Origin of the sequence: Rhizobium sp. PP-F2F-G48 (assembly GCF_004342335.1) — a bacterium.
Lineage (GTDB): Bacteria > Pseudomonadota > Alphaproteobacteria > Rhizobiales > Rhizobiaceae > Ferranicluibacter.
Genome location: NZ_SLVH01000006.1, coordinates 1 through 24,759, shown reverse-complemented (window position 1 = coordinate 24,759; position 24,759 = coordinate 1). Strand labels below are relative to the sequence as shown.

The following is a 24,759-nucleotide window of genomic DNA, read 5'->3' as shown; positions in this document are numbered from 1 at the left end:
GGTGCCCCCGCGTTAACGCGGCATTAACCATACCGGCCCAAAAGTTAACGCCTGTTCCTCCCCCGGTCGCCTGATTCGCGGACCGGCGGGGCACCGGCAATCGAGGGCTCCATGACGCGTCTTTCACATTCGGGCACTGCAGGATCGGTCGTTCCGGGCCGCGCGACCATCGCGGCAGCCTTCCTCGCGGCAGGCCTCGGCCTCTCGCCGGCGGCACAGGCCGAGGACGTGCTCCTGTCGGCGCCAGAGGTCACCATCGCAGCCGAGACCGTCTCGACCGGCCTCTATCTCCGCGCCGATCTCGGCGTGGCCGCCTTCCGCCCCGATGCCGGCTCCGACCTCTCGGTCGGCGGCACCCGCAGCCGCTTCGACGACGACCGGTTCGACCGTCCCGTCTCCGGCACGCTCGGCCTCGGCTACCGCTTCACCGACATCCTGCGCGCCGATATCACCGCGGACCTCTTCGAGGGCCGTTTCTCCGGCACCAGCGACGCGACCGGCACCATCGCGCGCTACCGGGCCGATCTGCGCGGCGTCGGCATCATGGCGAACGGCTATGTGGATCTGGCGACCGTCGCCGGCTTCACGCCCTATCTCGGTGCCGGCATCGGTGCCACCTCGCTCGACTGGAACGACGTCACCGCGAAATCCGGCGGCGTCCCCATCTCGGGGAGCGACTATGCGGGCGACAGCAGCTGGCGCTTCACCTATGCCCTCATGGCCGGCGCCTCCTACGATCTCACCGAGCGTCTGAAGCTCGATATCAGCTACCGTTATTCCGATATCGCTTCCGGCGACATGTTCGCCCGGGCCGGCGAGACGGCGCGCGACGACGGCCTGTCCCGCCACGAAGTGCGCGCCGGCCTGCGCTTCCAGCTCTACTAGGGCATTCCAGCCGAAGCGGGATCGCTCCAGCGTCGGACATGCTCTCGCCTGATCGGGATGAACGAGGCGGGCGGAACCTTGTTGCGGTCCGGTTGTTCTGGCTCCAACAGAGGAGCCCGCCATGACCGATATCGGAAACCCCATCCCCCGCGGCACGATCGATCCCGACGACACCACCGAGGGCCACACCGACGCCCCGCTGGTCGACGAGGCGCTCGCCGCCAAGGAAGACCAGTCCTCGAGCGAGGCCGCCGACACGGTGGCCGCGCTGAAGGCGGAGATCGAGACGCTCCGCAGCCGCATTTCGGAGCGCCGCGCCGACGCCGTCGAAACGATCCGCACCACCGTTCATACCACCGTCAACGATCACCCGATGACCAGCCTCGCGGCGGCCCTTCTGGCCGGCTACGCCCTGGCGCTCGCCGTCCATGGCGGCCGGTCGCGCTAGGGTGCGCGCCGCGTTGCCTCGACAATATCCGGGCACAGGATCCCCGGATTGAGAGACGGCGGTCGGATGGCACCGTCGAATTTTGTCTTGCCTTCCATGAGCGGTTTCTGTATCTGCGAGGGCAGGACACGCCTCCCTAACGAGGTGCTTTCTATCTGGAAGGGTAGCCATCATGAATACGACTGCGACACCGGACCTCCGTCCGGCGAATACCCATTTTTCGTCTGGACCTTGCTCCAAGCGCCCCGGTTGGTCGCTGGATGCACTCTCCGATGCACCGCTCGGCCGGTCGCATCGCGCCAAGGTCGGCAAAGCCAAGCTCAAGCAAGCCATCGATCTGACCCGTGAGGTCCTGAACGTGCCGGCGGATTACCGCATCGGCATCGTTCCCGCCTCCGACACCGGCGCCGTGGAAATGGCGATGTGGTCGCTGCTGGGCGAGCGCGGCGTCGACATGGTCGCCTGGGAAAGCTTTGGCTCCGGCTGGGTCTCCGACGTCGTCAAGGAGCTGAAGCTCCCCGACGCCCGCAAGATCACCGCCGATTACGGCAAGCTGCCCGATCTCTCCACGATCGATTTCAACCGCGATGTCGTCTTCACCTGGAACGGCACCACCTCGGGCGTCCGCGTTCCCAACGCCGATTTCATTCCCGCCGACCGCCAGGGCCTGACGATCTGCGACGCGACCTCCGGCGCCTTCGCGCAGGACCTCGATTTCTCCAAGCTCGATGTCGTCACCTTTTCCTGGCAGAAGGTGCTGGGCGGCGAGGGCGGTCATGGCGTGCTCATCCTGTCCCCGCGCGCCGTCGCGCGTCTGGAAAGCTACACCCCGGCCTGGCCGCTGCCGAAGATTTTTCGCATGACCAAGGGCGGCAAGATCGTCGAAGGCATTTTCCAGGGCGAGACGATCAACACGCCCTCCATGCTCTGCGTCGAGGATTACATCGATGCGCTGCAATGGGCGAAGTCGCTCGGCGGCCTCAACGCGCTGATGGCGCGGGCGGATGCCAATGCGCAGGTCATCTTCGATTATGTCGAGAAGACCGACTGGATCGCCAATCTGGCCGACGTCGCCGAGACCCGCTCCAACACGTCCGTCTGCCTCAGGATCGTGGATCCCGCCGTCACGGCGCTTGCGCCCGACCAGCAGGACGCCTTTGCCAAGGGCATGGTGGCGCTCCTCGAAAAGCAGGGCGTCGCCCATGATATCGGCGCCTATCGCGATGCCCCCTCGGGCTTCCGCATCTGGGCCGGCGCGACCATCGACACCGCCGACCTCCAGGCGCTGATGCCCTGGTTCGACTGGGCATTTGCAACCCAGAAGGCCGCGCAGCTCAAGGCCGCGGCTTAAAAAAGCCGGCTCGGCAGGGCCGCGCCCCGGCGCGCGGTCCCGTTGCCTATCGCACCGCATCATCCCTGTTTTTTTGAAGACGTTTTACCAGTGGAGGCCTCTCATGGCACCTCGCGTTCTCGTATCCGACGAACTGTCGGAAACCGCCGTCCAGATCTTTCGCGATCGCGGCGTCGATGTCGATTTCCAGCCGCAGCTCGGCAAGGACAAGGACAAGCTCGCCGAGATCATCGGCAATTATGACGGCCTCGCCATCCGCTCCGCCACCAAGGCAACGGAAAAGCTGATCGCCGCTGCGACCAATCTCAAGGTCATCGGCCGCGCCGGCATCGGCGTCGACAATGTCGATATCCCCGCGGCCTCGCGCCGCGGCATCATCGTCATGAACACGCCGTTCGGCAATTCCATCACGACGGCCGAACACGCGATCGCGCTGATGTTCGCCGTCGCCCGCCAGCTGCCCGCCGCCGATACCTCGACGCAGGCCGGCAAGTGGGAAAAATCCAAGTTCATGGGCGTCGAGATCACCGGCAAGACGCTCGGCGTCATCGGCGCCGGCAATATCGGCTCGATCGTCATCTCGCGCGCCATCGGCCTCAAGATGCACGTCGTCGCCTACGACCCCTTCCTGTCCAAGGAGCGCGCCGAGGAAATGGGCGTGACCAAGGTCGAACTCGACGAGCTGCTTGCCCGCGCCGATTTCATTACCCTGCACGTGCCGATGACCGACAAGACGCGCGGCATCCTCAATGCCGAAGCGCTGGCCAAGACCAAGCCCGGCGTGCGGATCATCAACTGCGCCCGCGGCGGTCTGGTGGATGAGGCGGCGCTCGCCGAAGCCATCAGGTCCGGCCATGTCGCCGGCGCCGGCTTCGACGTGTTCGAGACCGAGCCCGCCAAGGAAAGCCCGCTGTTCGGTCTGCCGAACGTCGTCTGCACCCCGCATCTCGGTGCCGCCACCACGGAAGCGCAGGAGAACGTCGCGCTGCAGGTGGCCGAGCAGATGTCGGATTATCTGGTCAAGGGGGCCGTCTCCAACGCAATCAACATGCCCTCGATCACGGCGGAAGAAGCCCCGATCCTGAAGCCGTTCATCCGTCTTGCCGACGTGCTCGGCGCCTTCGTCGGCCAGGTCACGGACAGCGCGATCAAGGAAATCGAGATCCTCTATGACGGCTCCACCGCCGCCATGAACACCAAGGCCCTGACGAGCGCGGCGCTGGCCGGCCTCATCCGCAGCCAGGTGTCGGATGTCAACATGGTTTCCGCGCCGATCATGATCAAGGAAAAGGGCGTCATCCTGTCCGAGGTCAAGCGCGACAAGACCGGCGTGTTCGACGGCTACATCAAGCTGACGGTGACGACCGACAACCAGACGCGCTCGGTCGCCGGCACGGTGTTCTCGGATGGCAAGCCACGCTTCATCCAGATCAAGGACATCAACCTCGATGCCGACGTCGGCAGCCACATGGTCTACATCACCAACACCGACGTTCCCGGCATGATCGGCTTCATCGGCAAGACGTTCGGCGATGCCGGCGTCAACATCGCCAACTTCCAGCTCGGCCGCAAGGATGCGGGCTCCGACGCCATCGCGCTCCTCTATGTCGATGGCCCCGTACCGGACAGCCTCCTCCAGACCCTCACCGACAACCCGGCCATCCGCCACGCCAAGCCACTGGTCTTCAACGTCGAGTAAGCCGACGCGCAAACGCGTGACGACAGGATTGGAAGCGCCGGATCTCTTGTGAGGTCCGGCGCTTTTGCGTGAAGGCGCGGCATTGCGCCGGTCGTCAGGTCAGGAATGACGAAGGTAGGGCGGGACCGCAGAGTGGGACGGGGGAGACAAAGGCGCCCTAAGCCTGCGCCTTCGGCCGCCCCTTTTCCGCAACGGCGATGCCGACGAGCGCCAGAACCAAAGCGATGACGTGGAAGGTGTGGAGCGTCTCGCCGATCAGCGCGATCGAGAGGAGCGTGCCGAAGATGGGGATGAGGTTGATGAACAGGCCGGCGCGGTTGGGGCCGATGAGCTCGACGCCGCGCACATAGAGGATCTGCGAGACCAGCGACGGGAAGATGCCGGCATAGGCGACGATGATCCAGCCGGTGGTGTCGGGCCAGATCATCGCGCCGGCGGTGCTTTCCCAGACCATCAGGGGCACGCTGCTCAGAAGCGCTGCAAAGGCGGAGACGGCGATCAGGCTCTTCCAGTGGATGCCCGGCTTGTAGCGCAGCGTCACCGTATAGCCGGCATAGACGAGCACCGCGAACATCATCAGCGCATCGCCGCGGTTGAGGTCGAGCGCGAGCAGGGTCGAGAGGTCGCCATGCGAGGCGGTGAGCGCGACCGCAAACAGCGTCAGCACGAAGCCGAACCACTGGGCGATCGACACGCCGGTGCGAAACAGCACGAAATTCATGGCGAAGATCACGATGGGGACCGCCGCCTGCTCGATCACGGCATTGATCGCGCTGGTATATTGCAGGGCGGAATAGAGCGAGGCATTGAAGGCGGTGAAGCCGACGGCGCCGTAGCTGAAGAGCAGCAGCCAGTGACGGCGGATCAGCGGCCAGTCCTTGCGCAGCGCGGGAACGGCGATGGCGAGCAGCAGTGCGCAGGCGATCATCCAGCGCATGCCCGTCAGCAGCATGGGGCTGACATGGCCGACGGCGATCTTGCCGGCCACGGAGTTGCCGCCCCAGATGAAGGTGGTCAGGGCAAGGATCAGATAGGCCTGGATGTTCAAGGCTGAAATTCCATCTCGCACAGGTGGGGCCGAGCGTTTCGCGACGCGCCCTTTCCGCTGCATATCGCGTAAAGCGCGGCGTTGCCATGCAAAAAGCCCTGATTTCCGGGCAAACGGAATAGCTTTTGAAAAAACGAGGCAGTATAGATGCGCGGGTTTGCAGCCCCGGATCATGGGCCGGGATGCAGGACCATGGGTCGGTGCGGGCGCTCATTGCCGGACGAGGCAGGGCGTTTTCGTGCGAGGCGAAGATGAGCGCGGATGAAAACGCGCGCTTGCAGACAGGAAAAACGAAATGACGAATGTCGTGGTTGTCGGATCGCAATGGGGTGACGAGGGCAAGGGCAAGATCGTCGACTGGCTCTCCGAACGCGCCGATGTCGTCGTCCGCTTCCAGGGCGGGCACAATGCTGGCCATACGCTCGTGATCGACGGCACCAGCTACAAGCTGTCGCTGCTGCCCTCCGGCGTCGTGCGTCCGGGCAAGCTCGCCGTCATCGGCAATGGCGTCGTCATCGATCCGCATGCGCTGATCGCCGAGATCGAGAAGCTGGACGGGCAGGGCGTCACCATCACGCCGGAAAACCTGCGCATCGCCGACAATGCGACGCTGATCCTGTCGCTGCACCGCGAGCTGGACGGTATCCGCGAGGATGCGGCCTCCAACAGCGGCACGAAGATCGGCACCACCCGCCGCGGCATCGGCCCGGCTTACGAAGACAAGGTCGGCCGCCGCGCCATCCGCGTCATGGATCTGGCCGATCTCTCGACCCTGCCGGCCAAGGTCGATCGTCTGCTGACCCATCACAATGCGCTGCGCCGCGGCCTTAACGAAGCCGAAGTCAGCCATGCCGCGATCATGGAGGAGCTGTCCTCGATCGCCGCGCGCGTGCTGCCGTTCATGGATACGGTCTGGCTGCTGCTCGACCGCCTGCGCCGCAAGGGCGCGCGCATCCTGTTCGAGGGCGCGCAGGGCACGCTGCTCGACATCGACCACGGCACCTATCCCTTCGTCACCTCGTCCAACACGGTGGCCGGCCAGGCCGCTGCCGGTTCGGGCATGGGTCCGGGATCGCTCGGCTATATCCTCGGGATTACCAAGGCCTATACGACACGCGTCGGCGAAGGCCCGTTCCCGACCGAGCTTCACGACGAGATCGGCCAGTTCCTCGGCGAAAAGGGCCATGAGTTCGGCACCGTGACGGGGCGCAAGCGCCGTTGCGGCTGGTTCGATGCGGCGCTCGTGCGTCAGTCGGTCGCCACCAACGGCATCACGGGGATCGCGCTGACGAAGCTCGATGTGCTGGACGGACTGAAGGAGCTGAAGATCTGCGTCGGCTATACGCTCGACGGCGTCGAGATCGACCATCTGCCGGCCAGCCAGGCCAGCCAGGCCCGGGTCGAGCCCGTCTATGTGACGCTCGAAGGCTGGCAGGAGTCCACGGTCGGCGCGCGCAGCTGGGCCGACCTGCCGGCCCAGGCGATCAAATACGTCCGCCAGGTGGAAGAACTCATCGGCGCACCGGTCGCTCTCCTGTCTACAAGTCCGGAGCGCGACGACACGATACTTGTTACCGATCCGTTTGAGGACTAGGTTAACAAGCCTGTAACGGGGTGATGACAAAGGCGAAAAGCGCGGGTTTTGCAGAGATCCCGCGCTTGCGCCATATCAAGTATCGGCTTAATCACCCCGAAGGGTTGAAAGAAAGTTTTCGATGGCGGATTTTGTAGCAGTTATTCGCAGGACCGTGGACGGCCTGTCCGACAACAGTCCGGACATGCGCTCCAGGGTATACGAAAAGGCCCGAGGCGCCGTCCGCCGTCAGCTTGAAAGCATGAAGCCTCGTCCCTCCGACGAGATGATCGACCGGCAGATGGGCAAGCTCGAAGCGGCCATCACCGAGGTGGAGGCCAGCCACGCCGCAGCGCCGGCAGTGGATGCGGTGGCTGCGGCCGCAGCGGTTGCCGCCCCGGCTTTCGTGCCCGTCGACGACGCCCCACCCGAGAGCGCGTCTCCCGAAAATACGGCGCCCGGAGATGCGGCGCCGGAATACTCGCAGGCCGAAGACCCGCAGCCCGAAGCCGCTCCCGCCGTTGAGGATGCGCCGGCCGAGGTTGCCTTCCAGCAGCCGCCCGTGCCCTACGACGTCACGCATGTGGCGCCGGACCAGCCGGTCGAAGCCGCGCCGATCGTGCCTGAGCCGGAAGATGCGCCGTATTCCGAGCCGCAGCCCGTCGAGGACGTGGCGCCCGAACCGGTCTATGAAGCGCCTGCCACGGATACCGTCTATGACGACGAACCTGCGCAAGCCGCAGACGTGCAGGCCTATGAGCCGTATTCCGAGCCGGAGCCTGAGGTTTATCACGCGCCCGAGGTTTATTCCGAGCCCGTCGCCGAGCCGGACGCCGATCGGTATCAGCCGGAAGCGGCCTCTGCGCCGGTCGAGGATTTTTCCTATCTGCAGGAACCGGTCTCGCATCCGGACGACGCGGCCGTCGAGCCTGTCGATGAGAACGACACGGTCGCCTCCGAAGATACCGTCGAGCCCGAGCCGGTCACCGATGAGCGCGAGCCCCTGGAGGAGCCCGCGCCCGTCGAGGAGCCGGTCCAAGAGTGGGCCTATCTCCCCTACAGCGCACCGGAGCCAGACGCCGAACCGGCCTCGATCGCGCCGGAGACCATCGAGCCGGAGACCATCGAGCCGGAACAGCCGGCGCACGCGCCGGTGTCCTATGAGCCCGCACCCGTCGTGGAGCCGGTCGCAGCGTCGAGCGATGTCAGCGCCATGCCGCCTGCGAGCTGGGATCTGCCGGAATGGAACGAGGCCCCAGTTGAGCCGGTCGCCGAGCCGGTGGCCGAACCGATTGTCGAGCCCATCCCGGAACAGCCAGCCGCGGAACAGCCGGCCGAGCAGACGTATGAGCTTGCCGGCGATCATGCCGCCACGCCGGTCACCGGCCATATCGAGCCCGTCTGGACGGAAGCGGTCGAGACCCATCCGGCCGAACAGGCCGCCGATCCCCATGACGACTGGCGGGACGAGACGCTCGCCGATGCCGCGCCGGTCGTCCTGCCGGCCGTGTCCGGTGGGTTGACGCCCGAGGGCGAGCCGTCGCATTCCTGGGCGCTGGACGAGACCGATCCCTTCCAGCAGGAGGTCCGCCCCGAGGAACCCGAAAGCGTCGAGCCTGCCGTGTCCGACTGGTCCTGGCCGGTCGATCGCAGCAATGAGACCGAGCGGACAGAGGCCGGCGACGAGCCGCCGCCGCCGCAGAACTGGGACGAAATCGACAGTCTGCTTGCCGCCGGCGGCGCTGCGGCCGCCGCCCAGACTGGCCGTTCGGCGCTCGATCCGACCGAGGCGCCGGCCGCGCCGCGTCGTCCGGCCTCCTATCGTGCCGAGCCGCGCAAGTCGGCCTTCAGCATCAAGCGGATCGTCTCCGTGCTCGTCCTCCTGCTCGTCTTCGGCGGCGGCGGATATGCCTACTGGATGAACCGCGATGCGGTGAACGGCTGGGTAACGGAGACGATCGCCTCGCTCAACACGGCGCCCCCGACCGCGAGCAATGGTGGAGCTTCGGCGACCGGCACCGGCGGTGCGGCGTCGGGAACCGCCGCCAGCGGCAATGCGACGACCGATGTCGCCTCGGCCGAGCCGAACACCAAGTTTACCCAGCGCCTGCAGACGGATGGCAGCGAGGTCGACGAGGGTGCAGCCCAGCCGCCGGCCGGCGAAAGTGCGGCGCAGGAAGGCAAATCCGTGGCCGCCCAGACCGAGGCGAGCCGTCCTGTCGATACGGCCGACGCATCGGCAACCGCGACCCCGCCTGCGGCGGGAACACCGGTCACGACGCCCGATACGGCGCAGGCCGACCCCTCGGCGACCACGCCCGGCATCGGACCGGAGACGACACCCGAGACCGCCCCCGAGACCACCCCCGGGACCACACCGGCCACGGACGCGCAGACCCCACCGGTCAGCCCGACCGGCGCGCCGGACGAGGCCACGACCCAGATGCCGGCCGGCGCCCAGAAGATGTTCCTCTATGAGGAGCGTCTCGGCCAGACGGCCCCCACCGCCATCGAAGGCGGCGTGGCGTGGTCGCTCAAGGAGGAAGCGCCGGAAGCCGGGCAGCGTCCCGAACCGGTCATCCAGGCGCAGATCACCGTGCCGGATCGCGGCCTGACCGCGCTGATGACGATCAAGCGCAACACCGACACGTCGCTGCCGGCCAGCCATACGATCGAGTTCGTGTTCTCGCTGCCGGAGAACTTCGAGGGCGGCAGCATCGACAGCGTCCAGCGCGTCGCCATGAAGCGCAACGAGCAGGATCGCGGCGATCCGCTGATCGCGGTGCCGGCGAAGATCACCGACGACTTCCACATGATCGCCCTCAACGATTTCCCCGAGGCCGTCACCACCAATCTCGACCTGATGCGCACGCGTTCCTGGATCGATATTCCCCTGACCTATCGCAACGGCCGGCGTGCGCTGCTGACGCTGGAAAAGGGGACGGCCGGCACCGAGGCCTTCACCAAGGCGCTCGCCGCCTGGAGCCAGGCACGCCCCGCCGGGAACTAGCCGTCATGGCCGTCCGGGATCGCCTCGCGCGGTCCCGGATGCGGCGCCCGGCATCACCCGGCGGACGGCTCGATCTTGAAGACGTCGTCGCCCACGAATAGCACGACATAGCCGCCTTTCGCCTCGGCCTCTGCGGCCCAGCGTGCGAGCAGCGCCTTGTAGGGCGCCTGCTGCCAGATCGTCGGGTGATCGGGATCGACCAGCACGGTCGTCTGCGGTCCCTGCTCGTAGACCATCATTTTTGCGACCAGCGGGTCCCATTCCGGTGCGAGATCCGGCCGCGTCATCCAGGCACAGAGAAAGTCCCGGCAGAGGGTCGGACGCTCGGGATAGATGGTGCAGCCGCGCCCGGCAGCGCAGTGGCGGCACCAGGCGTTGGCCGGCTTGTCCAGCGCGTCGATATCCGGCAGGCGGCAGCAGAGCGTGCAGGTCCGGCAGGCGCGACCTTCAACCGAAACGGGGAGGGGCGTCGTCGTCCCCGTTGCGGGCGGCGGAAAGTCTGCGGGTGTCACGAGCGGTCGTGCCTTTTCCTGTCGGGCTGTCTGTCGGCAAGCCTGTCCTCGGTCTTCGACCCAAACTCGACCGGACGCCTATTAAAATCAAGACGACACGAAAAAGCCGGCTGGTGGGACCAGCCGGCTTTTTGCAGTCAGGGGGCGAAGAGCCCTTAGAAGGTCTTGCGGAAGCCGACCATGATGGCGTGGCTGCGGAAATCCGTTTCCGAGCGCGAACCGTCGCGGGCCGTGAAGGAGAAGTTGTCGGCAGCGGTGAAGCGGTAACCGATGTCGAACGTGGTGTTGGTCAGCAGGGCGAAGTTGGTGAACAGGCCGAGCTCCTGGATGTTGATGCCGACGCCGGCGTCCAGGTGGTAGGCGAAGCGCGTGTCGTCATCGTCCATCAGCGTGGCGCCGAAGCCGCCGCCGACAGCGCCCTGGCGACGCAGTTCGAGGTTCATCACACCGGCGCCGCCGCCGACGTAAGGCGTGATCGCCGAAAGCGCGCCGCCGAGCGGGATGTCGAGGTAGCCGTTGACATAACCCTGGATGGTGCGGGCATCGCCATAGCTGTCGATGGAGGGGAGGGGACCGATGCCGCGAACGCTGTGATTGTCGACCGACGCGTTGCCCATGCCGACTTCCAGTTCGATGCGGGGCGTGACGAAGCCCATCTCGCCGAAGCTGTAACCGGCGCGAACGCCCGTGTAGTAGCCGACGTCGTAGTCGGTGTTGACCGTAAAGCCACCGACATCGAACGACGTGTCGTCGAGGAAGGTCAGGCTGCTGACCGAGCCGAGGTAGAAGCCGCCACTGGTTTCAACGACGACCGGGCCGACCGGCTCCGTCAGATCGGCAGCGCGAACGATGGAGCCGGAAGCCGCGAGAGCGACGCCAGCCAGCAGGATCTTGGTCAAACGGGTCATGAAGATATCCTTCGGAAAGAGGGCGGCGCCACCAGTCTATGTGCGTCGTGTGATGGGTAAGTAGCCGGATTTTTTTCGGCGTGTAGAGGAGATCCGCGTAAATCACGGCGCACAGGATCTCGAAAAATGGGGCTGTTGCATGAAAGTCACGAATGCGCCCTTGGCGTGTGTCGGAAAATGTTTGAGGATGAAAGCGCGAGATGGTCAGGCGCGCGGCATCCCTCTATGGTGCGCCAGACCGTGTGCGCAGCCTTTCCCGGGGTGCGCGCGCCCGCCTGCACAACCGTAAGCTTGAACGTTTGGGGAAACCTGATGACCGCGATCCACGCCGGTGCCGCCGCCTTGCCGCGTGTCCGCTTTGCCGTCCGTTTCCTGCTGCTCGCCGTCCTTGCCGGGCTTGCCGGCTGCGCCAACCGGCCACCGGCGGCCGTGCTCGATCCCGTGCCCGATCGCGTGGCCGTTTCGGCCGGGCAGCCGACCAAGGCGGCATCCGGGGCCAGGTCGCTGACGCTCTTTGCCGTCACCAATCGCGAGCGGGACGGCGATGGCTTTGACAGCGGCCGTGCTCGCACACTCACCTATGAGCGCTACCGGCTGTCGATCCCCGCATCGCACAAGCCGGCGGCGATCGAATATCCGTCCACGCATCCGGACCCTGAAAAAGCGATGACGGTGCGCGAACGCCGCAGGCTCGACCAGCGCAGCATGGTGGCCGCCATCGTGGCCCAGCCGGGATTCGACGGCACGGTCGGTCTGTTCGTCCATGGTTTCAACTATCGCTATCAGGAGGGCGTGTTCCGGCTGGCGCAGATGGCGGCGGATTCGCGCAGCAAGGCGATGCCGGTGCTGTTTTCCTGGCCGTCGGAAGGCGCGCTGTCCGGCTACCTCGCCGATCGCGATGCCGTGCTGTTTTCGCGCGACGATCTGGTCTCGCTGATGGCGGCGCTCAGCGAAACGGGAAAGGTGCGCCAGATCCTGCTGTTCGGCCACAGCATGGGCGGCTTTCTCATCATGGAATCGGTGCGCCAGTTGCGACTGACGGATCGCGGGGATGTGCTCGACAAGCTGTCGGTCGTCCTGGCCGCTCCCGATATCGACGCGGATCTGTTTCGCCGGCAGATGGATGTGATCGGCCGGCTGCGGTCGCCGCTGGTGCTGCTCGTCTCGCCGCAGGACGAGGCGCTGGCGGCATCGAGCCTGCTCAGCGGTGCGCGCCCGCGGGTCGGGCGGCTCGACGTCGAGGATCCCAAGGTGCGGGAGACGGCCAGGGCCTATGGCGTGCTCGTGGTCGATATCACCTCGCTCGATGCGCCGGACGGCCTCGGCCATGATCGCTATGCGAGCCTTGCGGCGCTTGCCCCGCAGATCGGCGCGCTCGGCCGGCCCGGTGCGGCGACGCCGACGGATGTCGGTGCCTTCATTCTCGATGCGGCGGGTCAGGTCGTGGCGAGCCCCTTCACCGTCGCCGGCCGCATCCTGTCGCCGCGCTGAGGCGCCTTGATTTGGGGCCCTGCCTTGGCGCCTTGATTTGGAACATGTCGTCATCGCGAAACCGCGGCCCGCTTTCGCGCGACATGCGCTGGATCTCCGGTTTCCCGCAGTCTGCGAGGCGAAGGCGACTCCGCTTTGGGGAGACATGCTCTAGTTAAGCCTCTGCGGATGCACCCCCATCGGCATCGTTCCTTCACGAGGTTTCCTGCATGCGCCTGATCACGACCCTTGCCACCGGCCTTGTCGGCATCCTTCTGCTCCTGCTGGCGCTGCTCGCCACTGGCTGGACGGCGCTGGCGCTCTGGTACCGCATTCCGGGCGACGGGCTGGTGCGCGGCGGCGCGGTTTGCCTCTGGGTCGTGTTCATTGTCGGCCTCGTGCTGTTCGGCCGGCGGCATCCGCTGCCCGCCATCGGCATCTTCCTCGTCGGGCTCATCGCCGTGGGGCTCTGGTGGCAGACGATCCGCCCGCGGCTCGATCGCGACTGGGCGCCGGATGTCGCCCGCACGGTGACGGGCACGATCGGGCCAACTCAGGGTGACACGGGTGAGGGCGACACGGGTGAGGGCGCTGCGAGGAAAGCGGGCAATCTCGTCACGCTTCACAATGTGCGCAACTTCCGCTGGACGAGCGAGCGCGATGCCGAGCCGCTGTGGGAGACGCGCCGTTACGATCTCGACACCATCACCGGCACGGATCTCATCCTGTCCTACTGGGGCATGGACGCCATCGCCCATACGCTGGTCAGCTTCAGTTTTGCCGATGGCCGGCACGTGGTCTTCTCGGTGGAGATCCGCCGCGAGACGACCGAGGAATTCTCCTCCATCGCCGGCTTCTTCAAGAGCTACGAGCTCGCCTTCATCGCCGCGGACGAGAGCGACATCCTGTATCTGCGAACCAATATGCGGCGGGAGGATACCTATCTCTATCCCCTGGCCCTGCCGCGGCAGGCCGCCGCCGCCCTGTTCCTCACCTATGTCAACGCCGCCAATGCGCGGGCCGAGATGCCGCAATTCTACGATACGCTGACCAGCAACTGCACCACCGTGATCTTCGATCTCGCCCGTCTGGTGACGCCCGGCATTCCCATGGACTGGCGCATCCTGCTGTCGGGCTATCTCCCGAGCTATCTCATCGACCAGAATGCCACGCTCTGGAAACTGCCGGAGAAGGCGCTGCGCGCGAAAGCCGCCATCAGCGCCAAGGCGCAGGCGCACCCGACCAACGGTCCCGACTATTCCACGATCATCCGCGCCGCGCGCACGCCCTGAGCCTGTCGGTGCGTCAGCGCCGGCGGCGGTAGACGAAGACGGCGATGGCGAGGATCACCAGCGCCGTCGGCCAGAAATCCGTCATCTGGTCGAAGGACCATTTCCACATCTCGTAGCCCTCGAGATGCGGCGGCTTCATCTTCACGCTGACCTCGAAATCGCGCTTTTCCCGGCCATGGAAATGTCCGATGGCGAAGGTCAGACCCATGAGGATCGCCACGCGCCGCTCGAAGAGAACGCAGAACAGCGCCGCCACGATCCCCGCCATGACGATCGCCTCGACGATATGTCCGGCCCAGTCGAAATTCGCTTGGATATAGGTCCAGTCCATCGGGCGCTCTCGGTGTCTGTGGATTAGGGCTTAGGGCTCAGGGCTTACGGCTCGACAAAGCGCAGTGCCGCATGATCCTCTCTCGAAGCCTGTGCCGACTGAAGCCGCGCCGTTCGTCTAGACGGAGGGGGCCGGACGCTCACATGCCGTCATCGCGACCGTGTGAGAACCATCAGGGACCAGCCGCCGATCATGCGAACCGTGGCATGCGGCGCGAGGGAGAAGGCGATGCGGCGGGGATAGGCCGCGAGCCGTTTCTTCCAGGTCTTGCCGGACTGGTCGATCGCCCAGGGCGTATAAAAGCTGTCGACGATGTCGAGCCCGCATTCCCGCAGCAGCGCCAGCGCCGACGAGCGGTCGAAGTAATGGAGATGCCCGATTTTCTCCCGGGCCTCTTCCAGAACCCAGCCCCGCCCCACGGCGAGCGCATTCATATCGAGCGGGATGTGAAACACCTGACGATCCGAGATGGCTTTCATCGCGCGGACGAAGTCGAAGGGGGCTTCCACATGCTCGATGACGTCGATGGCCATGCACAGGTCGAACCGCCGGTCGCTTTCAAACGGGCTTCCGAGTGTGAAGGACAGACGCGGCGAGGTCCTTTGCAGGCTTCGCTCATAGGCCGCCGGTGCGATCTCGAACCCCTCGATCGCGGCCGCCGGAAAGTCCCGGGCGAGGACCTCAAGAATGGCCCCGGTCCCGCAGCCGACTTCGCAGAGGCTCTGCGGATCGACCGCGTTGGCCCGGAGAATGCGGGCGATGTGCCCGGCTTTCCAAGGCGCATCCTCCTCGTGCCAGGTCGGGTTTTCCGCCAGATAATCCGCGCCGGAATATCGCTCGCTGTTGATGCTGGACGTCGACACGGTAACCCCTCGAATGGGCAGTTTCAGCCTGTCTCGGGCGGATGCCCACATATTCGATCTCTCGAATATAGGTTAGGCATCTCGGAAAGCCGTGGCAACCAGAAATCGCTGCGACGGGACAGGTGAACTGACGGCAGTACACCGCGTTTACGCGCAGAAGCCGGAGAGTGCAAGGACAGGCCGGCCGGAGCCTCCTGTCTCATGCGGTTTCGGGCCGATCGCATTCCGCGAACCGGAAACAAGCGCCATCGAACATCCCTGGCCGGAAGGCCGGATTTTCGATGGGAGTTTTCGACGGGAGAAAGACCGGATCCCGTTTCCGGCACCCCCCGGGACGCTGCGAGAACCGATCAGGCGGCCAGTCTCGGGAACTTCGTGCGGATATGGTCGATATAATGCTGGCCCGGCGAGGGGGCCTCGATCATCGCCTGCACATCGGCTTCGGCGACGCCGGTAAAGCGACGCTCCTCGCCGTTCTTCAACCGCAGATGAAGCTGGCCGTCTTCCGGATTGAAGAAAACCGCGGTGATGATTCTGGAGGTGACTGGAAGCTGCTGCATGAAAGGCGTCCCGCTTTCTGTGTGATCGAAAGCAGGTTGCCCGAAAATCGTTACAGGGCTTCCCATGAAGAATGGTAAAGACACCGTGACGTCGGCGCGCCCGCTGCCCATGGCCCCGAACGCGCCTTTACTGATGCGCCGTTACGGATGCGCCATTACTGATGCGAAGGGCTTTATCCTTGCCGATCCACTGCTGGCGGCAATGTCAGCGGTTGCCGGAGCGGTCGCTTGCGTAGATGAGACCACCGCCGCCTGTGCCGCTGATGCCCGAGGGGGTCATATCCACCGGGGGAAAGCAGACCTGCACGACCTCGGTGTAGCGCGGATAGGGAAAGCGATAGTCGATCCGAAGCCGCTCGCAATCGACCTGCGTCGCGACATAGGCCGCACGCGGCTCGTAGCGCTTTGCGGGGTAGTCCTGGATCAGATCGGCAGACGAAGCCACCGTGACGGACAGCAGCGAGCCGCACACGGAGAGGGCAAGAATAAGCGCTTTTTTCACGATGGTCTCCAGACATACAGTTGCAATCTAGAATATGGTTCCCGGGGCGAAAGTCGAGTCCCGCGAGGACGAGAACGGGCGATTCCGAGGGAAATGATCTCGCCATGGAAGCTTTATCCCGGTTTCCCTCTGCTCGCGCGTTGAGATCGGGTTAAAACGCGTCCATCACTTCGCCGCTCGATCGTTAATCGCGAATAAACCGATGAAACGCTAAGGTGCGGTGTCGGCATGAGACGCCGGCAGCTAAGACGTGCAATGCAGATGAGCTGCCTCCGGCACGCGTCGAGTGTTTTCATGACCCGCCCCAAGATCAAAACCGCTTTGATCATCGTGCTTTCGGTGATCGGTCTCATATTCGCAGGCTTCTCTGCGTTCGCCGTCAGCACCATGGCGAACCTCGACAGAAGCACGGCCGACATTGCCGGCAACTGGATGCCCAGCCTGGGCTTCGCCAAGGATGCCGACATCGCCTTTACCGATGTGAACGTCGCCTTGCGCGATCACGTGATTGCCAGTGCTGAAGATGGCGAAAAGCGGGCGGAAGCCGATCTTGAGGAGGCCAACGCCCGTCTGAGCAAGGCGCTGGCAGACTACGACAAGATCTATACCTATCCGATCGAGCTTGAGATCACGAAGAAGGTTCGGGAAGACTACGGACAATACGCCGAGCTTGCCAAGACTCTCAAAGTGGCGTCGGAAGCCAATGACGATGTCAAGACGGAGAAAATCCTCCTGTCGGATATGAGCGCCCTCCAGGTGAGCATCAGCGATGGCATCGCCAAGCTGGTCGAGATCAACACGAAAGGCACCAACGACGCCTATGAGCTGAGCAAGGCCAATTATGTCCAGGCGCTCACGGTCACGGTCGCGATGCTGATCGCCGCAGCCCTCGTCATTGCCGGCTCCATCTGGTTTGCGATCACCGGGATCGCGCGGCCGATCCAGGCGATCACGGGGTCCATGAACGGTCTTGCCGGCGGCGATGCCGCGACGGCCATTCCCTTTGCGGGCCGCACGGACGAGATCGGCGAGATGGCCGCGGCCGTCGAGGTCTTCCGGGCGAACGCCCAGGCCAATGCCAAGCTGGAAGAGGACGCCGCGACGCAACGGCATCTGACGGAAGAACAGCGGCTACGCACGGCCGAAGCGGAGCGCACGCGCGCCGAAGCCATGGCGCAGGCGACCAACGGTCTCGCCGACGGCCTGAAGCACATGGCCTCCGGCGACCTGGCCTTCGAGCTGAAGCAGCCCTTTGCCGCCGATTTCGAAAGCCTGCGCGCCGATTTCAATCTCGCCATTTCCCAGCTGCGCACGACGCTTGCCGATGTGGCGAAGGCCGGAAGCTCGATCGACAGCGGCGCCCGGGAAGTCAGCCAGAGCGCCGACGATCTTGCCAAGCGCACCGAGCAGCAGGCGGCCTCGCTGGAGGAAACCGCAGCCGCCCTCGACCAGATCACCGCCAACGTGTCGAATTCCTCCAAGCGGGCGGAAGAAGCACGGTCCGTGGCCGTCCAGGCGAGCACCAGCGCGACGCAATCCGGAACGGTCGTCGCCAATGCCGTCGAGGCGATGCGCAAGATCGAGGCGTCGTCCTCGGAGGTTGCCAATATCATCGGCGTGATCGACGAAATCGCCTTCCAGACCAACCTCCTGGCGCTGAACGCGGGCGTCGAGGCGGCGCGTGCCGGCGAGGCGGGCAAGGGTTTTGCCGTCGTCGCGCAGGAAGTGCGCGAACTGGCACAACGCTCCGCCAAGGCCGCAAAGGAGATCAAGGACCTGATCCGCAACTCCTCCGTGGAAGTGGGGACCGGGGTCAAGCTGGTCAGCGAAACGGGCGAAGCCCTGACGACGATCAGCCAGTATATCGTGACGATGAACCAGCATATGGACTCGATCGCCACCTCGGCCAAGGAACAGTCGATCGGGCTTGCCGAAGTCAACACGGCGGTCAACCAGATGGACCAGGTGACGCAGCAGAACGCCGCGATGGTCGAGGAGGCGAATGCCGCCGGGGCAACGCTTGCCAGCGAAGCCGGCCGGCTGCGCGAACTGATCAGCCAGTTCCAGCTCGGCCAGGGCGCTGGTCAGGGTGCTGGTCAGTTTGCGGGTCACGGCGCCGGCAATCCCTCAGCCCAGACGGCCGCCCTGCGCAAGACGGCGGCAACCCTGTCCTCGGCCTCGTCCCGCTCCGCACCGGTGGCCTCGCCCGCCCGCAGCATGGTCGGCAAGATCGCCAAGGCCTTCACCGGCCGCAGCCCCGCCGCCACGGCCGCCGCCCCTTCGACCGACAACTGGGAAGAGTTTTAAGCGAAGGGTTTTGTGCGTGTGACGATCAAGAGCGCTCCCGGCATGGCTGGGGGCGCTTTTTTTTGTTTTGGACGGTGTGTCGATTTCGAAGATGTCGTGGTGTCTGGACGCGTGGGCTTTGCAGCGCGAGACGGGGAGGAGAATGGGAGAGGAGTGGCCGCTTTGCGCCAGTTGCGGTCATTGCGATTGCCGCCAATATCCTTAGTCTGCAACGCTAGATAGGCAGGAACCGTCTCAGCTACATCAGCCTTCTAGACATCAACAACTTGGTCTGAAACAAAGTTAAAAGCGAGTTCCGTTTGTGATTTCATGGAGAGCAATATGAGTTCGATCCATTCTTATTGGCCGGGTATCATGCTCGCTTACACAACCTATATTGTCTCCGCTATAAGTCCAGGGCCAGCGATGTTGGCCACCATGGGAACAGCTATGGAATCGGGGCGGAAGGCTGGAATCGCGCTTGGGTTGGGTATCGCACTAAGTGCGCTTATCTGGGGAGCCCTTGCATTCCTTGGGCTGTCGACTCTGCTGGTCGCCTATGCTGGGATACTCGACATTGTCCGCATCTTGGGGTGTTTGTACCTGCTGTATCTCGCTTGGAAATCATTCGGATCGGCCTTTTCAAGCTATGATCTGAAAGTAAGCCATGTCGCCCTAAAGCGGCATAAAAATTTAAACGTGTTTTTACATGGGTGCATTTTAAATCTGGCAAATCCAAAGGCAGTTTTTACTTGGGTAGCTATAATTTCTCTTGCTATCGAACCGGGTGCGCCGCTTTGGACAATATTCGCAGTGCTCGGGGGCACAATTGGATTTTCTGTCGTTTTTTACACATTCATAGCAATAGTGTTTTCAACGCCGAGTATGATCTCAATTTATAGCCGCTCCCGAAGGTGGATCGACTTCACATTGGGGTTGGTATTTACTTTCTCCGCCTACGAATTGGCCAGAGACTGACTCACAGTCATTCTAACGCAACCCTGCCGCCCCCCAGCACAGATCACACGCGGTGCAGCAGGTGATATTCGCGGCGTCGACCGCTTGGGCCGAATGCCGTCATGGTTCAAAAGCGGCAATGGCCGACATTGCACTCTGGAATAGCAAGACCTACCTCAACCCAAAGATCGATGGAGAGCCGAATGCTGATTTTGCCGGAAAGCCTCCTGTCGCTTCTTGAGAAGGCGGATGAGATGGATCGACCTCAGAAGCCTGTTTCCCCGCAGGACATTGAAGAATTCGAACGGGCGCAAAACGTTCGATTGCCTGATGCTCTCAAGTTCTTCTGGGAAAGGTACGGTTCAAGGGCACTCGGCAACAAGGCTATCTTTGGATTCAAGGCAAGAGTGGAATTTCCAAACGGCAAAAAGAAGATGGCTGATGTCGGATTCATTGCGAGCCCTTCCAAGATGAACGAGGCATTGCAGCGTTATGTCGATCCGCTTTACAACAACTCCGGGGCGAGGTTGCCCGAGCGGCTATATCCCCTGACCTTCGACGACGGTTACGGGCATTGCCTGATCGATCTCAACGAAAACACCTACGGTCGAATACTGTACCTAAAAATCAAAGCTGAGACTTTTGGTTCTGCAGGATACGGTTGGGACCAGGTTGGCTTTGTGGCCGATACCTTCGAACAGTTTGTTGCAGGTTTAACACCAGATTATCTTTGAACATGCTCGTCAGCTTCGAGCTAGAAGGCGGCTTCCGCTGCGTGGCAATAGGAGACATCGAAGCCCTGGACACGTCTAGGCGGGTCGCGAAGCAGTGCGCAGCTCAACCGAGGTGTAACGTGGACATCGTTATCAAGCTGTCGAATGTTGTGATACGTTCAGGTCGGGAAAGTGAGGTAACGTGTGCTGGAGTGAAAGCTGTTGGGACCTATCGACGTTCTGGTCGACGTATTGTGGGAGTGGCTCCGGCGGCGCGATCGCAAACGCTGGGTAACGTGGTTAGGGTGTATTGCTACCCTCGGTCTGGTCGGACTGAGTTTATTCCTGGAGTTTCGCTGAGAGCGACAGCGCGCGTTCAACGTACCCTTCGACGGCTTCGGCCGACGGGGGCCGCGGCATGAGTCCGATCCGAATCAACAGGAAGGAATGCCTCTCTGGGTGTTTATCCCGACTTCGGTCGGGACGTTCTCGTCGTCGTGATGGTACCTCGGCCCGTTTTCACTGGGTGCATTCGCCATCGCCTGAGGTGCATCTGCAGCAACACGCCTGCTGATCGGAAAGCTGTTCCGGATCGATGGATAGGTGGCGGTCGGCGTCTCGTCAGCAAAGGCGTTTATCGGTCCACCCACGCTTTAAGAACACGTGGACCTGATACGCCTGGTTCAGGCCAAAGCTGGAGAAGGTACCGATCGTTTCCATCGAGGCCGTCGTCGCTGATCGAGTCCAGGCCAGACATGTTCACCCGGAGTCCGAGGGGTCCAGCCATCACAGGAAGCCTTTGGGCAGTCGGTTCGTAGTCTGTCAGGCCAGCCACGACCAAAACTCCAGATGGGCAACTGAAGCCGCCCTCTACAACATGCTGATACCGCTCGATCTCTACCTCAGGTCGCACGTCATACCAGTCTATGCTGACCGGCACAGTCATGTCGCGCGATGTGTGTACGATAGCGGCGTATGGATTTGTCATCAAGCGAGCGGCGATGGAGTCTTCTGAATAATTGGTGGGTAGTTCAGGATGATCCTGGTCTCTCACGTATATCTGGAAGTAGTCCGCCAAGAGGTCGCCGTTAAAACGCGATCGGGGCGCGTTCCGGCCCGTGGCTGCTGAACCCGTCATTGTCCACCCTCCCACAACCAGTAAAGTACGACGTTTCAATCGCATGTTATGCCCGGCCTGTGCGATGATCGCACAACCACTGTCCCTCATCGTTCCGCCTATATTTAGTGACAGCGACGTTCGAGACAAGCCACATGTCCGCACCGGGCCCAAAATCCGTCGTTTGACAGAGACAAAGGTGCCCTCTGCGATCCGACGTGTCGTTCCGTGCATGATGAGTCCACTCGGCCTGAATGTTGTCTGTCACCGCTATCCGGAATTACCGGGATATCCGGGAACGTGCGGGAATTTGCGGGAAGCCATTGATTGATAACGGTTTTTGCGACGCTCGCTCGTGATGTCGCGCAACAGTTTTTGACAGCTCGACGGTCCCGAAATTTGCCCGACGTGTCAATTTCCTCCAGATCTGCGTGCTTCTGTGAAGAGAGCTTCAAAAACCCTCAAAGCGCCTTTACGGTTCTTCAAATCATTGTTTTGTAACGAAGTGAGTGCTGGGCGATCTGCGTTAGGGTTGGGGGCAAGCGGATCTTGGCGACGCGTCTTGTCAAGATGATTGCCGATATCCCACATACGACTTACGCCGAGCCTTTCGTTGGCATAGGCGGTGTGTTCTTCCGTCGCCGATCGGCGCCTCGCCACAAGGTAATGAATGATCGATACGGGGACATCGTGAACCTGTTTCGCATCCTGCAGGGGCATTATCCGCAGTTCATGGACTGCCTAAAATTCCAGATCACGAGCCGGCGCGAGTTTGAACGCCTGAAGGCTTGTGACCCGTCCACCCTTACCGATCTCGAACGCGTTGCGCGTTTCATCTATCTCCAAAAACTAGCCTTCGGAGGCAAGGTTTCGGGCCAAACCTTCGGCGTTAGTCATGAGGGTGGGGCTTGCTTCAATCTGACCCGGCTTGCCCCGTTTCTGAAGGATGTTCACGAGCGGCTTGCGGGGATTGTGATCGAGAACCTTGACTGGCTGGGCTTCATCGATCTCTAAGATCGGCCGGGTGCGCTGTTCTACCTCGATCCGCCATATTTCGGGAAAGAGGGCGACTATGGTCCTAGTTTATTCAGCCGTGATCAATTCGAGGCCAAGGCCGAACGGCTCAGCCGGCCGAATGGCGATTTCGTCCTATCCATCAACGCCGTTTCGGAAATTCGCGAAATTTTTCGCAGATTGCCCGTTGTTGACGTCGATCTGCTCTACTCTGTTGCAGGCGGTAAAGGTAAGTCAGCACGCGAGCTTATCGTGCGAGGCATACGCCGCTAGGGTAACTGAGCCGTGTAATGAGTAGCGTATGATGGGTGCATATCCGAGTTATAGGCGGGATAAAGTTATGACCGAACGGAAACCAAAACGTAGAAAGCATTCGCTGGCCTCTCGCTGGGGCCTTTGGTTGAGAACGCGGCGGGCAGTCCGCGACCCAGATTACGGGCGCGGCATGCTCTCCGCATTCGAGGCTCGTATAGGAGGTGAAATGCCGCCATCTGAAGCTGTCGATGACCTGATCCTGGTCGCATGCGACGATGTGTACTTCCGCAAGTTCGGTTTGAGCCTACTCTCCTCCATGCAGCGCGATGGCGACATGCCCGCTCTGCATATCCACCTTTTGAACCCCAGCGAGGAGACGATAGAACACGCAGCGCTGCTTCGAGAACGGCATAAGCGGCTGAGCTTCACGACGGATGATTGCCGGGACTCGCATCCGTCGAGCAACATTTCATTTTATTACACAGCTGCCCGCTTCATTTTGGCCCCCATCCTTTTAAGATGAGGCGTGAAGAGGTTGCTGATTATCGACATAGACTCACTCATGCACGCATCCCCATGGCCTATGCTGGAAAAGGTACCGGCAGATGCATCAGCTGGTTTTGTGTTCAGGCCTGAGCTTCGTCGTGATTGGCAGAAGATCCTCGCTAATGCTGTGTTCTACCGTGGGAATGCGATGGGGACGCTAATTGCTGACCGTTTGGCTAGGGCCCTGCTGAAAAACGTGTCTCGTAAACAAAAGTACCATATAGACCAGATCATCCCATTCTATCTGCTGCAGAGCGATGGAAAGAAAGCAGTTGAACACATCTATCCGCTGCCCTCGACGATAAGCTCGTTGGATTATGCAGAAGACGCGGCCTTCTGGACGGCTAAAGGTGTCAACAAAAGGTCTGAAAAGTTTCAGTCACTACAGACGGTTCATTTGTCTGAGTAGATGCCAACCCTTTAAAGGCCACCTCTGTCCCTTCATAGGCATTTTCGACAACCAGATCAGAAAAGTAAAAATTCCAATTTCGCGTTGTTGTCTGTCACCGCTATCTGCAATTACCGGGAATATCTGGGAACCTGCGGGAATTTGCCGGAAGCTTTTGATTTGACCTGAGACCCTGAACTTCCTCCAGAATTTGGTAGGGTCCGTCACATCTGCTCTGGGACTAAACTTTGGACCGCCGGGAACTAGAGTTTTCCGGCTCTGATCACGATGGCTGGCTGGTTGCGCCACCGGGATTATGCAGGTCAATCGGGACGTTATATCCGATCGCCGAGTGAGGACGTTCCTCGTTGTAGTATCGACGCCAAGTCTCCAATTTTTCGCGGGAATCCGCAAGTGTCAGAAACCAATGAGCGTTCAGGCACTCCGCCCGGAGCTTGCTGTTGAACGCCTCGAGAAGCCGTTATCTGTCGGCTTGCCAGGCCGTGAGAAGTCCAGGGTGACGTTGTTGGCATAGGCCCACAGGTCGAGATCGCGGGAGATGAACTCGCTGCCGTTGTCCACCCTGATCGTCTTGGGATAGCCGGTCTTCCGGCAGATGCCTTCCAGTGTCTGGACGACATCCTCGCCCCGGTAAGTGAAGCGGGCGTCGGCGGCCGGGCAGTAGCGCGAGTGCGTGTCGACCACGGTCAGGATAGGCAGCTTCTTGCCGGTCGCGAGCTGATCGTGAACGAAGTCCATCGCCCAGACGTCGTTCGGCCCGACAGCCTCCTTGCGATCGTCTCTGAGCTTTGCCTTGACCCGGCGCTTCGGATGATTGTTGCGCAGCTGAAGCCCTAACTCGCTGTAAATCCTGCGTGTCTTCTTCATGTTGATCTTCCATCCATCGCGGCGCAAGTGAACATGGACACGCCGGTAGCCATACCGCACGCGTGTCTCACAAATCTCCTTGATGCGTCGTTCGAGTGGGGCCTGTCCGGTGCGGCGGGACTTGTAGTGGTATGTCGAGGTGT

At 62.5% G+C, this 24,759-nt stretch carries 20 protein-coding genes and 2 pseudogenes; 14 read left to right on the top strand and 8 right to left on the bottom strand.

Annotated elements, in window-relative coordinates; genetic code table 11:
- Positions 1 to 111 precede the first annotated feature (111 nt).
- The 4 genes from C8J36_RS14775 (at position 112) to serA (ending at position 4,383) form a co-directional block, all read left to right on the top strand.
- Complete coding sequence (locus tag C8J36_RS14775) at positions 112 to 885, top strand: outer membrane protein (protein ID WP_132535988.1); 774 nt, start codon at positions 112 to 114, stop codon at positions 883 to 885.
- A gap of 121 nt (positions 886 to 1,006) precedes the next feature.
- A complete protein-coding gene (locus C8J36_RS14770; RefSeq protein WP_132535986.1) occupies positions 1,007 to 1,333 on the top strand; it encodes a hypothetical protein in 327 nt (108 codons plus the stop codon).
- 172 nt (positions 1,334 to 1,505) lie between these two features.
- The gene (locus tag C8J36_RS14765) at positions 1,506 to 2,684 is read left to right on the top strand and encodes a phosphoserine transaminase (RefSeq protein WP_062595760.1); all 1,179 of its coding nucleotides are present in this window, start codon (positions 1,506 to 1,508) and stop codon (positions 2,682 to 2,684) included.
- Between the two features lie 103 nt (positions 2,685 to 2,787).
- On the top strand, positions 2,788 to 4,383 hold the full coding sequence (gene serA / locus C8J36_RS14760; protein ID WP_062595759.1) for a phosphoglycerate dehydrogenase: 1,596 nt from the start codon (positions 2,788 to 2,790) through the stop codon (positions 4,381 to 4,383).
- A gap of 157 nt (positions 4,384 to 4,540) precedes the next feature.
- On the opposite strand, the gene C8J36_RS14755 is transcribed toward serA, so the two are convergent.
- Positions 4,541 to 5,431: a DMT family transporter gene (locus C8J36_RS14755; protein WP_062595758.1), complete on the bottom strand. Its 891-nt coding sequence runs from the start codon at positions 5,429 to 5,431 to the stop codon at positions 4,541 to 4,543.
- Positions 5,432 to 5,726: 295 nt separating this feature from the next.
- Between C8J36_RS14755 and C8J36_RS14750 the strand changes: the two genes are divergently transcribed.
- Both C8J36_RS14750 and C8J36_RS25350 read left to right on the top strand, forming a co-directional pair.
- On the top strand, positions 5,727 to 7,025 hold the full coding sequence (locus C8J36_RS14750; RefSeq protein ID WP_062595757.1) for an adenylosuccinate synthase: 1,299 nt from the start codon (positions 5,727 to 5,729) through the stop codon (positions 7,023 to 7,025).
- A 241-nt stretch (positions 7,026 to 7,266) separates the two neighbouring features.
- Positions 7,267 to 10,014, top strand: a complete 2,748-nt coding sequence (locus C8J36_RS25350; RefSeq protein WP_245506576.1) for a hypothetical protein — start codon at positions 7,267 to 7,269, stop codon at positions 10,012 to 10,014.
- A gap of 53 nt (positions 10,015 to 10,067) precedes the next feature.
- On the opposite strand, the gene C8J36_RS14740 is transcribed toward C8J36_RS25350, so the two are convergent.
- The gene (locus C8J36_RS14740) at positions 10,068 to 10,526 is read right to left on the bottom strand and encodes a hypothetical protein (RefSeq protein WP_132535984.1); all 459 of its coding nucleotides are present in this window, start codon (positions 10,524 to 10,526) and stop codon (positions 10,068 to 10,070) included.
- A gap of 155 nt (positions 10,527 to 10,681) precedes the next feature.
- Positions 10,682 to 11,434, bottom strand: coding sequence for an outer membrane beta-barrel protein (locus C8J36_RS14735; protein ID WP_132535982.1), 753 nt, complete (start codon positions 11,432 to 11,434; stop codon positions 10,682 to 10,684).
- A 312-nt stretch (positions 11,435 to 11,746) separates the two neighbouring features.
- On the opposite strand from C8J36_RS14735, the gene C8J36_RS14730 reads away from it, so the two are divergent.
- Entirely contained in the window at positions 11,747 to 12,925 is a 1,179-nt protein-coding gene (locus C8J36_RS14730) for an alpha/beta fold hydrolase (RefSeq protein ID WP_132535981.1), read from the top strand.
- A 209-nt stretch (positions 12,926 to 13,134) separates the two neighbouring features.
- Entirely contained in the window at positions 13,135 to 14,196 is a 1,062-nt protein-coding gene (locus C8J36_RS14725; RefSeq protein WP_132535980.1) for a DUF4105 domain-containing protein, read from the top strand.
- A gap of 13 nt (positions 14,197 to 14,209) precedes the next feature.
- Here the strand turns inward: C8J36_RS14725 and C8J36_RS14720 are convergent, their stop codons facing one another.
- From C8J36_RS14720 to C8J36_RS14705, 4 genes are all read right to left on the bottom strand, one after another.
- A complete protein-coding gene (locus C8J36_RS14720) occupies positions 14,210 to 14,527 on the bottom strand; it encodes a hypothetical protein (RefSeq protein ID WP_132535978.1) in 318 nt (105 codons plus the stop codon).
- A 149-nt stretch (positions 14,528 to 14,676) separates the two neighbouring features.
- Positions 14,677 to 15,390 carry a class I SAM-dependent methyltransferase gene (locus C8J36_RS14715; RefSeq protein ID WP_165915061.1) on the bottom strand — a complete coding sequence of 238 codons (714 nt, stop codon included), beginning with the start codon at positions 15,388 to 15,390 and terminating at the stop codon, positions 14,677 to 14,679.
- 350 nt (positions 15,391 to 15,740) lie between these two features.
- Positions 15,741 to 15,950 carry a KTSC domain-containing protein gene (locus C8J36_RS14710; RefSeq protein ID WP_062595751.1) on the bottom strand — a complete coding sequence of 70 codons (210 nt, stop codon included), beginning with the start codon at positions 15,948 to 15,950 and terminating at the stop codon, positions 15,741 to 15,743.
- Between the two features lie 205 nt (positions 15,951 to 16,155).
- Positions 16,156 to 16,452 carry a hypothetical protein gene (locus C8J36_RS14705; protein ID WP_132535974.1) on the bottom strand — a complete coding sequence of 99 codons (297 nt, stop codon included), beginning with the start codon at positions 16,450 to 16,452 and terminating at the stop codon, positions 16,156 to 16,158.
- A gap of 294 nt (positions 16,453 to 16,746) precedes the next feature.
- Here C8J36_RS14705 and C8J36_RS14700 point away from each other — a divergent pair, with 294 nt between their 5' ends.
- The 6 genes and pseudogenes from C8J36_RS14700 (at position 16,747) to C8J36_RS14675 (ending at position 23,749) form a co-directional block, all read left to right on the top strand.
- Positions 16,747 to 18,759, top strand: a complete 2,013-nt coding sequence (locus C8J36_RS14700) for a methyl-accepting chemotaxis protein (protein WP_132535972.1) — start codon at positions 16,747 to 16,749, stop codon at positions 18,757 to 18,759.
- 321 nt (positions 18,760 to 19,080) lie between these two features.
- The gene (locus C8J36_RS14695) at positions 19,081 to 19,716 is read left to right on the top strand and encodes a LysE family translocator (RefSeq protein WP_165915060.1); all 636 of its coding nucleotides are present in this window, start codon (positions 19,081 to 19,083) and stop codon (positions 19,714 to 19,716) included.
- 182 nt (positions 19,717 to 19,898) lie between these two features.
- Positions 19,899 to 20,429 (top strand): SMI1/KNR4 family protein, encoded by a 531-nt coding sequence (locus tag C8J36_RS14690; protein ID WP_165915059.1) that lies wholly within the window; start codon positions 19,899 to 19,901, stop codon positions 20,427 to 20,429.
- Positions 20,430 to 22,044: 1,615 nt separating this feature from the next.
- Positions 22,045 to 22,812 (top strand): annotated as a pseudogene (locus C8J36_RS14685) (DNA adenine methylase).
- Between the two features lie 67 nt (positions 22,813 to 22,879).
- A complete protein-coding gene (locus C8J36_RS14680; protein WP_132535966.1) occupies positions 22,880 to 23,317 on the top strand; it encodes a hypothetical protein in 438 nt (145 codons plus the stop codon).
- Positions 23,318 to 23,320: 3 nt separating this feature from the next.
- Positions 23,321 to 23,749 (top strand): hypothetical protein, encoded by a 429-nt coding sequence (locus C8J36_RS14675; protein ID WP_132535964.1) that lies wholly within the window; start codon positions 23,321 to 23,323, stop codon positions 23,747 to 23,749.
- A 262-nt stretch (positions 23,750 to 24,011) separates the two neighbouring features.
- On the opposite strand, the pseudogene C8J36_RS14670 reads toward C8J36_RS14675, so the two are convergent.
- Positions 24,012 to 24,759: pseudogene (locus tag C8J36_RS14670) on the bottom strand (IS3 family transposase); the annotation flags it as partial.

Excerpts from the sequence above, each read along its gene's own strand:
- serA (WP_062595759.1), top strand. The coding sequence starts at position 2,788 with ATGGCACCTCGCGTTCTCGTATCCGACGAACTGTCGGAAACCGCCGTC.
- C8J36_RS14765 (WP_062595760.1), top strand. The coding sequence starts at position 1,506 with ATGAATACGACTGCGACACCGGACCTCCGTCCGGCGAATACCCATTTT.
- C8J36_RS14775 (WP_132535988.1), top strand. The coding sequence starts at position 112 with ATGACGCGTCTTTCACATTCGGGCACTGCAGGATCGGTCGTTCCGGGC.
- C8J36_RS14695 (WP_165915060.1), top strand. The coding sequence starts at position 19,081 with ATGAGTTCGATCCATTCTTATTGGCCGGGTATCATGCTCGCTTACACA.
- C8J36_RS14720 (WP_132535978.1), bottom strand. The coding sequence starts at position 14,527 with ATGGACTGGACCTATATCCAAGCGAATTTCGACTGGGCCGGACATATC.
- C8J36_RS14680 (WP_132535966.1), top strand. The coding sequence starts at position 22,880 with ATGACCGAACGGAAACCAAAACGTAGAAAGCATTCGCTGGCCTCTCGC.
- C8J36_RS14710 (WP_062595751.1), bottom strand. The coding sequence starts at position 15,950 with ATGCAGCAGCTTCCAGTCACCTCCAGAATCATCACCGCGGTTTTCTTC.
- C8J36_RS14730 (WP_132535981.1), top strand. The coding sequence starts at position 11,747 with ATGACCGCGATCCACGCCGGTGCCGCCGCCTTGCCGCGTGTCCGCTTT.
- C8J36_RS14770 (WP_132535986.1), top strand. The coding sequence starts at position 1,007 with ATGACCGATATCGGAAACCCCATCCCCCGCGGCACGATCGATCCCGAC.
- C8J36_RS14690 (WP_165915059.1), top strand. The coding sequence starts at position 19,899 with ATGCTGATTTTGCCGGAAAGCCTCCTGTCGCTTCTTGAGAAGGCGGAT.
- C8J36_RS14700 (WP_132535972.1), top strand. The coding sequence starts at position 16,747 with ATGACCCGCCCCAAGATCAAAACCGCTTTGATCATCGTGCTTTCGGTG.
- C8J36_RS14735 (WP_132535982.1), bottom strand. The coding sequence starts at position 11,434 with ATGACCCGTTTGACCAAGATCCTGCTGGCTGGCGTCGCTCTCGCGGCT.
- C8J36_RS14750 (WP_062595757.1), top strand. The coding sequence starts at position 5,727 with ATGACGAATGTCGTGGTTGTCGGATCGCAATGGGGTGACGAGGGCAAG.
- C8J36_RS14725 (WP_132535980.1), top strand. The coding sequence starts at position 13,135 with ATGCGCCTGATCACGACCCTTGCCACCGGCCTTGTCGGCATCCTTCTG.
- C8J36_RS25350 (WP_245506576.1), top strand. The coding sequence starts at position 7,267 with ATGAAGCCTCGTCCCTCCGACGAGATGATCGACCGGCAGATGGGCAAG.